General features: G+C 68.6%; 7 protein-coding genes. 2 read left to right on the forward strand and 5 right to left on the reverse strand.

Going from position 1 to position 7,453, the window contains the following annotated elements:
• The first annotated feature begins 95 nt into the window (after positions 1-95).
• Positions 96-611 (forward strand): hypothetical protein, encoded by a 516-nt coding sequence (locus ABS52_07025; protein ODT04148.1) that lies wholly within the window; start codon positions 96-98, stop codon positions 609-611.
• On the opposite strand, the gene ABS52_07030 is transcribed toward ABS52_07025, so the two are convergent.
• The 4 genes from ABS52_07030 to ABS52_07045 form a co-directional block, all read right to left on the reverse strand.
• Entirely contained in the window at positions 591-1,550 is a 960-nt protein-coding gene (locus tag ABS52_07030; protein ODT04120.1) for a hypothetical protein, read from the reverse strand. The two genes, ABS52_07025 and ABS52_07030, sit on opposite strands and share 21 nt — an antisense overlap.
• 2 nt (positions 1,551-1,552) lie before the next feature.
• Positions 1,553-2,374 (reverse strand): hypothetical protein, encoded by an 822-nt coding sequence (locus ABS52_07035; protein ODT04121.1) that lies wholly within the window; start codon positions 2,372-2,374, stop codon positions 1,553-1,555.
• 294 nt (positions 2,375-2,668) lie between these two features.
• Complete coding sequence (locus ABS52_07040; GenBank protein ODT04122.1) at positions 2,669-4,207, reverse strand: hypothetical protein; 1,539 nt, start codon at positions 4,205-4,207, stop codon at positions 2,669-2,671.
• Between the two features lie 141 nt (positions 4,208-4,348).
• Entirely contained in the window at positions 4,349-5,386 is a 1,038-nt protein-coding gene (locus tag ABS52_07045; GenBank protein ODT04123.1) for a BMP family ABC transporter substrate-binding protein, read from the reverse strand.
• 443 nt (positions 5,387-5,829) lie between these two features.
• Between ABS52_07045 and ABS52_07050 the strand changes: the two genes are divergently transcribed.
• Positions 5,830-6,138, forward strand: coding sequence for a hypothetical protein (locus ABS52_07050; GenBank protein ODT04124.1), 309 nt, complete (start codon positions 5,830-5,832; stop codon positions 6,136-6,138).
• Here the strand turns inward: ABS52_07050 and ABS52_07055 are convergent.
• A complete protein-coding gene (locus ABS52_07055; protein ID ODT04125.1) occupies positions 6,126-6,350 on the reverse strand; it encodes a hypothetical protein in 225 nt (74 codons plus the stop codon). The two genes, ABS52_07050 and ABS52_07055, sit on opposite strands and share 13 nt — an antisense overlap.
• Positions 6,351-7,453: the final 1,103 nt, after the last annotated feature.

Below are 7,453 nucleotides of genomic sequence, written 5' to 3' on the forward strand. Positions count from 1 at the left end.
CCCCTGACGCCCGACGCGGATTGCCCGACTGCTACGCGATTCACGGCTACGCCATCGTCTCGGATGACGGCATGATCGCCAATCGCGACGGAACCATGCCCGCCGCGCTCAGGAACGAAGCCGACTGGCGGTACTTTCAGGCGGGACTCGATCTCGCGGACCTGGTCCTGCTGGGACGCAAGAGTCACGAGAGCCACCCCGATCACCGCCGGCTGCGCCTCGTGGCGTCGACATCGGTCGAGTCCCTCGACAAGCGGTCGGATGCATGGTGGTGGAACCCATCGGCCGTGCCGCTCGGCCACGTTCTCGAGACCATCCTTCCCGGTGGCGGACGCGTCGCGGTGCCCGGAGGACAAGGGGTATTCGACCTGCTGAGTGATGCGGGCGCCTTCTCGTACTTCCACCTGGCCCGCGCCGTCGGCGTCCGGATACCGAATGGCCATCCCATCTTCTCCGCGATCGCGCGCGGCATGACGGTCGAGTCGGTCCTGGCCCGGAGCGGCATGCGTCCCGGGGAGAGTTCCGTCATCGATCCCGTCGCGCCGGTCGTGCTGACCGTGTGGCAGCAATGCGCCAGCGACGTGAGCTCGCTATCGCCCGCGCACCACTAGCCCCAGCGGCACCCGCCGCAGCCCTTCCCATCGGCGCGTCCCGGCCGGATCGCGAATCAGCATCTGCCCGGAGATCCCGCCATCGAGGAGGACCGCGTCGCGCGCGCCGAGTGCCCCCATCACCGCGGCCATCTCGGGAGTCGTGAGTCCGAAGGGGACGAAGTCCAGCGCCCCGCCGGCGCCGTCGAACCGAGTGAGTGCCACCAGCACCAGCCCGTCACGCGATTGGCCGATCGCGAGTCTCGCGTCGCGGTGTGCCACGTCGACCCCACCTCCCGCCCCTCGCAGCTGGCGGGGGACGATGCCATCGTCGGCGAGCAGCGTCGGGTAGGACTGGAACGCGACGGCCACGCCCGACGTCGGGCGACCGCGGGCCAGGCTGTCACCGGAGATCCAGCTCACGCTCCCCGAGGAGTTCACGACGAGCGCGGTCGAGAGCGGGCCGCGCCCCGGCGAGAGGAACTCCTGTCCGCCCATCACGACCCACCCCCACGGGAGCGTGAGGGGGAACTGTCCGGCGTTCACGGCGAGGAGCACCGTGGAGTCGGCCCGGGCGATGGACCAGTCGGGGCGCTCGCGTCCCCGGGTGAATGCGGTGTCGAGCGAAATGCGCACCCTGCGCGGGTCGAGCCGGGCGACGATGAGCCGCACGCGCCACGCCTCGCCGCTCCCCGCCAGGCGCGCCTCGGCCCAATCGAGGCCGCTGGTGACCGTTCGCCACCGCAGCGCCCCTCGCAGCACCGCATCGGGTCCGTCCCAGCGGACCGGCGCCCGGTCCGAGCGCCACCATTCGCGCCACGCCCCGTCGCTCGACACCGAGAGGCGGGAATCTGGGAGCGACGGCTGGGGGAATGGAGAGGAGAATGCCGCTCGCCCGGCGCTGGCGAGCGCGACCCCGACAACGGCCGCGCCCCAGAGGCGCCGGAGCAGGAGCGCCACGCCTACATCGCCTGCGCGATGTCCGAACGGCGAGCGCTCAGCGCCGTGATCTCGGCGGACGTCAGGCCACGCTGCCGGGAGTTGGACTTGGCGCGCGAGAGGTACATCTCCATCCGCTCCCTGGCCATCGCGAATGCCCGGGGCGACAGCCCGCTCGACTTCGAGGCCTCGGCATTCGCCCCCTCCTCCATGCTCCGGAGCTCCTGGTCGAGCTGGTTGCGCTGGTTCTCGAGCGACTTGGCCTCCCTCTCGGCCGCGGTCTCTCCCGGAACCGCCCCGCACGACTTGCTCACGCTCGCCGAGTCGGCGGCCGTGGGGGCGACCAACGCCAGGAGCTCGCCCTGCAGCTTCTGGATCTCGCCGGCATCACCCTTCTGCTGTGCCACCGCCAGGCGCTGCGAGATGGCCTGCATCTTCTGCTGCAGCGCGGGGCTGGACATCATTTTGGTGGCCATCGCTTCGGTGTTGGCGTCCTGGAGCTTGCGGAACGCGTCATCCCGGCAACTGTTGATCTTGGACCGCTGCTCCTGGGCGCGGTCGATCTCGGCGCCGTGCTTGTTGAGGTGCTCCGACAGCTTCTCGGCGGCCGCGTCGCGCCGGGCCACGAGGGCGGGGCGCCCGGCCAGTTTGGCCCGGCTCTCCTGCAGCCCACGGATCACCCCGTCGATGCGTTCGGGGGTGAGCTCGACCGTCTCCGCGTCGAACTTGACCTCCTCGCCATCGAGGGCGGCGTTCGCCCCCGACTTGTCCCCGACCTCCTTGGCGACCTTCTCCTTCGCCTTCTTCATCAGGCCCCCCAGCTGTGCCTGGGCCGGGACCGCCATCGTCGCCAGGGCGAGAGCTGCAAGCAGCGGTGTGCCTAAGCGGAGAAAGCGCATACGGGGCGTCGCGGATGGTGCACGCATGTGGGGAGTCTCGAGGAAAGTGGCAGGAGGAATAGTGGCGCGGCGGCATCCCCGGCGCCACCGGCGCTCAGCGCGCCTTCGCCTGCCCGTTTGCCCACCCGTTCCACCATTCGATTCCCGCCCCCTTGCTCGCCCTTTTGCTCGCCGCCTCGCACGCTCCTGTGCTCTTTCATTTGTTCGCTCCTTCCCCACCACTGCGCTTCCGCGCCCGCCCTATCCTCCCGCCGGTGGCGCACCAGCGCACAGCCGCCGCAGGTCGTCGGCGCTGAGCCCGTCGACGACCGCAGCCCGGCCGCGGCGCCCCCCCACGTTCCACGAGGTGCTGCGCAGGCGCAGCCATCGTGTGCGCAGCGACGTCGCCGCCTTGCACGCCTCCGGCGACGGCGCCGCGCGCAGGAAGGCCGGCACCACCGTCGGCATGGCATCGCCGCCAAGGCGTGCGAGGTAGTCGTAGTCGACCTCCTCTCCCTTCGATGCGCGCGCCAGGTTCACCTGCGCGACGAGCCGGTCGGGATTCAGGACGTTGAGCGCTCCCAGCGTGGCGAAGCCCGAGATCAGCGTGATGGCCGCGAACGCCTGTGCCCGGCCGCGCAGCACGGTGAAGGCCATTGCCAGCGACACCACCGCGAGCCATGCCACCAGCGCCGTGGCATAGAGCCGGTCCTCGGTGAGCCCGAAGTGGCCCACGTAGAGGCGCATGCGCAGCAGCGCCGATGCGATGATGGCGGCCAGGAGGACGAGGAGGGCGAGCGACAGCAGCTGGTGCCGCCGCGCCACCCGCCCGTCGTCGATGGCGGCACCGGTGGCGAGGATCAACGGCAGCACCAGGACCGCGACCGTGACCAGCTCGAAGAAGCCGCGTCGCGCATACTCGGCCACGGTGAGCCCCGTGGTGGCCAGCACCACCTCGGCCCCGCCGAAGAGCCACCGCAGCTGCAAGGCGACGAAGACCGCGAACAGCACCGCCACCGCGCCTAACGATGTGGTGACTTCCGCGAGCCCCAGGCGAAGCGGCAGCCGGGGGGGGAGCGCCGGGCGCCAGGTGTCGTCCAGCAGGGCCCCGCGCAGCCAGCCGGCCGACCACCACGAGAAGGCACCGACGATCACCACATGCTGGAAGATCCGCTCCATGTCCAGCGCCGGGAGCCGGAAGATGGAGGCGAAGACCGGGTCGGCGCGCGAGAGGAGGACCGCGAAGACGAGGACCAGTGGCACCGTGAGGAGCACCGCGCGCAGCGCCGACCAGGAGGCGCCGCCGCGCACCGCCGGGAGGTTTCCCGGCTCCGCGTCGCGGAGGGCGAGGAGCGGGGCGCCGACCACGAGATCGCGGATGGTATAGATGCCCGCCGAGATCACGTCGCGCACGCGCGCGGCGAGGACGGACGGTGCGGGGAGCCCGGCTGCCGCCATCGCGAACATGGCGAGGGCCACGAGGGTCCCCAGCACGTTGGTGCCGCGCAACTCGTCCGAGTCGCGCCAGCTGAAGGCGGTGGCGCATGCGATCGCCGTGGCCAACCACGCCAGCTCTTCGCGCGTCGCGGCCGATTGCCGCTGCCTGGTCACGTACCAGGCGCCGAGTGCCAGCGCCAGCACCCAGAGCGTCCAGCCCAGCCCGTCCGGGGCGGCGTGGAGGGCGATGTCGGCCAGGACCCCGAGCGCGAGCCCCGTGGCCAGGATGCGCCGCGCGGCGGGTGCGCGTTGGCTGGTGGTCTGGCCCGGTCGGGGGTCCGGGGCGGCGATCGCGGCGTCCATTCGAGGCTCCATTCGAGGATTGCGAAGTACTTTATGTTATAAAGTATCGACTCGCAAGGGCGTTATTTGCCCCCCGGCGGGAGTTCACCTGGCGCAGCGGTTGTCGTGTGGGGCGGGGGGGCGGGGGGGGCGGGGGACCGCCTATCGCGTGCTCGGCACCACGATCTTCCCGTCGATGATCGCCTGCCGCAGCGCTTCCACGCGCGCGTGCACCGAGTCGGGGATGAGCGCCCTGTTGTTGGCGTCGTAGATGTAGTCGACGCCTTTCTCCTTGAGCCCCAGCTGGAAGATCCCGCCGTGGAAGGTGCCGTCCTTCACCTGGTGGATGGCGTCGAATACCGCCTGGTCCACCCCCTTCACCATCGAGGTGAGGATGAAGCCCGGGGCCTCGGCGTACTGGTCGGCGTCGACCCCGATGGCCAGCTTGCCGCGCCGGCGCGCCGCCTCGAAGACGCCGAGTCCCGTGGAGCCCGAGGCGTGGAAGATCACGTTCACCCCCGACTGGAACTGGGAGAGGGCGATCTCCTGTCCCTTGCCGGGATTGCGGAACGCTTCAGGGGTGACGCCGGCGTACTGCGCGACGACCTCGCAGTCCGGGCAGACCGCCTTGACCCCCGCCTTGTAGCCCATCTCGAACTTGTGGATGAGGGGGAAGTCCATCCCGCCCACGAAGCCGACCTTCTTGGACTTCCCCACCAGCGCCGCGAGGGCGCCGACCAGGAACGATCCTTCCTCCTCGCGGAACTTGAGCGCCGCCAGGTTGGGTGGCGGCTGGATCGGGTTCCCCGCCGAATCGAGGGCGACCGCGTAGTCCACCCCGGCAAAGCGCGTGTTGGGGTATTCGCGGGCCAGCTGCGTGAGGTCGTCGGAGAAGATGAAGCCGACGCCGATCACCAGGTCCATCCCCTCGGCCGCTAGGAGCCGGAGGCCGGCTTCGCGGTCCGACCCCTCGCCCGGCTCGATGAAGCGCACGCGGGCCCCCAGCTCGCGGTGTGCGCGCTCGGCGCCCAGGTAGGCGCCGTCGTTGAACGACTTGTCACCGCGGCCGCCCAGGTCGAAGACGATGCCGACGTCGAGCCCTTCGCCCGTGGGCGCCTGCTCGGCGCCCGAGGGGCGGACGAAGAGGAGGGCGATGTGGGTGGCGAGGAGGGCGCCGAGGACGAGGAGGAGCTTTCGCATGGGGGGCGAAAGGTCGTGCGGGGGGAGGGTAGGGGGGAAGGGGGGTGGGGCAGGCGCGAGGGCTCGCGTCGTGGGATGGGCGAGGCGGCTGACCGTTGGGATGGAATCGTGCGAAAACGGCCCTGAGGGCGGCCGGCCCTTGGCCGGGACTCTCTGACAGTAGGGAGAGTTAGGCTGTCAGGGTTCGCATCCGAATTCCCCGAGTGACTGGCCGAAATCGGCGCATAAGTCGAGGTAGTCGTGGCGCTTGCGCAACATATGGCTCGTTGAGCTTTGCGGCGTTAGCGTGCGAGTCGACGCACCCAAACAGCCTGGGCGCGGCGGTTCGGTGATTGAGAGGAAGTTTCTAATTCGAGTTAGCCAGCCGGCGACCTGCCGTTGCCGCATCGAAACCTCGTATCGGAGGCATCGTAGGAGTATCCATACCGGTCCGCGGAGGGGTGATGCAAGTCGTCCATGGGAGGCTCGAGGGGCCGCTACTCGTCGACAGCGCGCTGGAGGTCTGTGGCACTGTCGTGGGCCCGCTTCGAGTCACCTCCACAGGGGTCCTCGTGCTTCGCGGGGTGTGCGAAGACGATGTCGTGATCGACGCGAATGCGCGCGCGGAAATCTGGGGCATCGTCCAGGGGAACCTGATCAATCGTGGCGGCGAGGTGTGCAAGTTTGGGCTCGTAGAAGGCTATGTACAGCGGACGAGCGGCCAGACGGCAGTGTCGGCCGATTCGATCGTTCGGAAGGGTTACCGTTCATGAGCATCGGCAGTGAGCTGGGCGATCTCGCCATATTCCTCTGCGTCGTCTGCGTTCCGTTGGCGGTGGGCGCGGTGTTCATTCCGATTGGCCGTGCCCTCGCCGACCGCATCCGAAGCGATCGCACGCTTCGCGAGGACGCGGATGCCGTCATTCGCGCGCTGCAGGCTGTGGATGCACGTCTCTGCGCCATCGAAGACGCTGCATCCCGGCATTCGGCAGCGTTGGAAGCTCTCGCCGCACGGCGACTCCCGGCACTCCCTGTTCAGGGCACCTTGACGACGCCTCGACCCACGACGCCCCACTGATGGAGCACGATGACGTGCGATCCAATCGGGGGGGGCGCTGGCTAACAACGCGTGGCACCTGACAGGCGATGCAAGGATTGCGCGCACTAGGGGTGCGCGCAATATGTTATAACTCGCCTGCAGGTGAACGCTAGCGTTATGCCGCCATGGCACTGTGACCAGGATCTTCCTGTCTGAGCCTCATGAAAGACTTCTCTCCGGAATACGAGCACGCCATTCACTCGTCCCTCGCCACCTTCGTGGCGAACGGGACGCGCGTCGCTTGTATTGGATACTTCTACAGAATGGGCGGTACCTGTCAGATGTGTCGACACACACCGATCGATTGGCACTACGTCCTGGAGAATCTCGACACTCATGCCACACTGATCGTCGGAAGTGAATGCGTCCGCAACTACGGCGTTGTCCTCCTGGGGTGGCAATGGTCACCCTACCGCATCGCATTTCCAGCAGCGCTCCGAGCGTACACGCGCTGGCTACGCACTCCGGAACAGGTGGTGGAGTTCGACCACAGTCCCTTCTTCGACCACGCGACTGCGGACTTCCTTGCCGTCGTGCGCAGCGCAGTCCCGCCCGAAGAAATTCGGCATTATGTCTTCGTCCGCGCTACGCGCACTCCCGACCAACGAGAGCTCACTACCGAGTGCTATCCGGAGCCCGTGAGTCGATCGAAGGGGAAGTGGAGCAGCGAGGATCTCATGCCCGAATGGCTCAGAGGAAAGAACCCGTCGTAGTACGCACAACGAACCAGCGACGCGAATGCGGCATAACACGCGCTGCAGCAGACCGCGGAGCTTTGGTTGGCGTCGGCTCCGCCGCCGCTCTATTTCCCATCGCGGCAGCTGAGCTAGAACGTTATGCCGCAGCTCCCTAAGAGAGGCGCACTGTGACGGTTCGAGTAGTCGCGGGAATAGCGGCACTGCTCCTCACCGTGTCACTGCCGAGAGTGTGCCGCGCGCAGGATCCCGCGCGCTCAACTGGGGGGCCAGCCCTCCTACCGTTCCTGGGAT

Source organism: Gemmatimonadetes bacterium SCN 70-22, assembly GCA_001724275.1.
In the GTDB taxonomy this organism is placed as follows: Bacteria; Gemmatimonadota; Gemmatimonadetes; order Gemmatimonadales; family Gemmatimonadaceae; genus SCN-70-22.

What these genes read in the sequence shown, in the direction of transcription:
- ABS52_07045 (ODT04123.1), bottom strand. Translation starts at nt 5,386, where the DNA reads ATGCGAAAGCTCCTCCTCGTCCTCGGCGCCCTCCTCGCCACCCACATC.
- ABS52_07025 (ODT04148.1), top strand. Translation starts at nt 96, where the DNA reads ATGCCCGCCGCGCTCAGGAACGAAGCCGACTGGCGGTACTTTCAGGCG.
- ABS52_07040 (ODT04122.1), bottom strand. Translation starts at nt 4,207, where the DNA reads ATGGACGCCGCGATCGCCGCCCCGGACCCCCGACCGGGCCAGACCACC.
- ABS52_07055 (ODT04125.1), bottom strand. Translation starts at nt 6,350, where the DNA reads ATGCCGGGATGCAGCGTCTTCGATGGCGCAGAGACGTGCATCCACAGC.
- ABS52_07050 (ODT04124.1), top strand. Translation starts at nt 5,830, where the DNA reads ATGCAAGTCGTCCATGGGAGGCTCGAGGGGCCGCTACTCGTCGACAGC.
- ABS52_07035 (ODT04121.1), bottom strand. Translation starts at nt 2,374, where the DNA reads ATGGCGGTCCCGGCCCAGGCACAGCTGGGGGGCCTGATGAAGAAGGCG.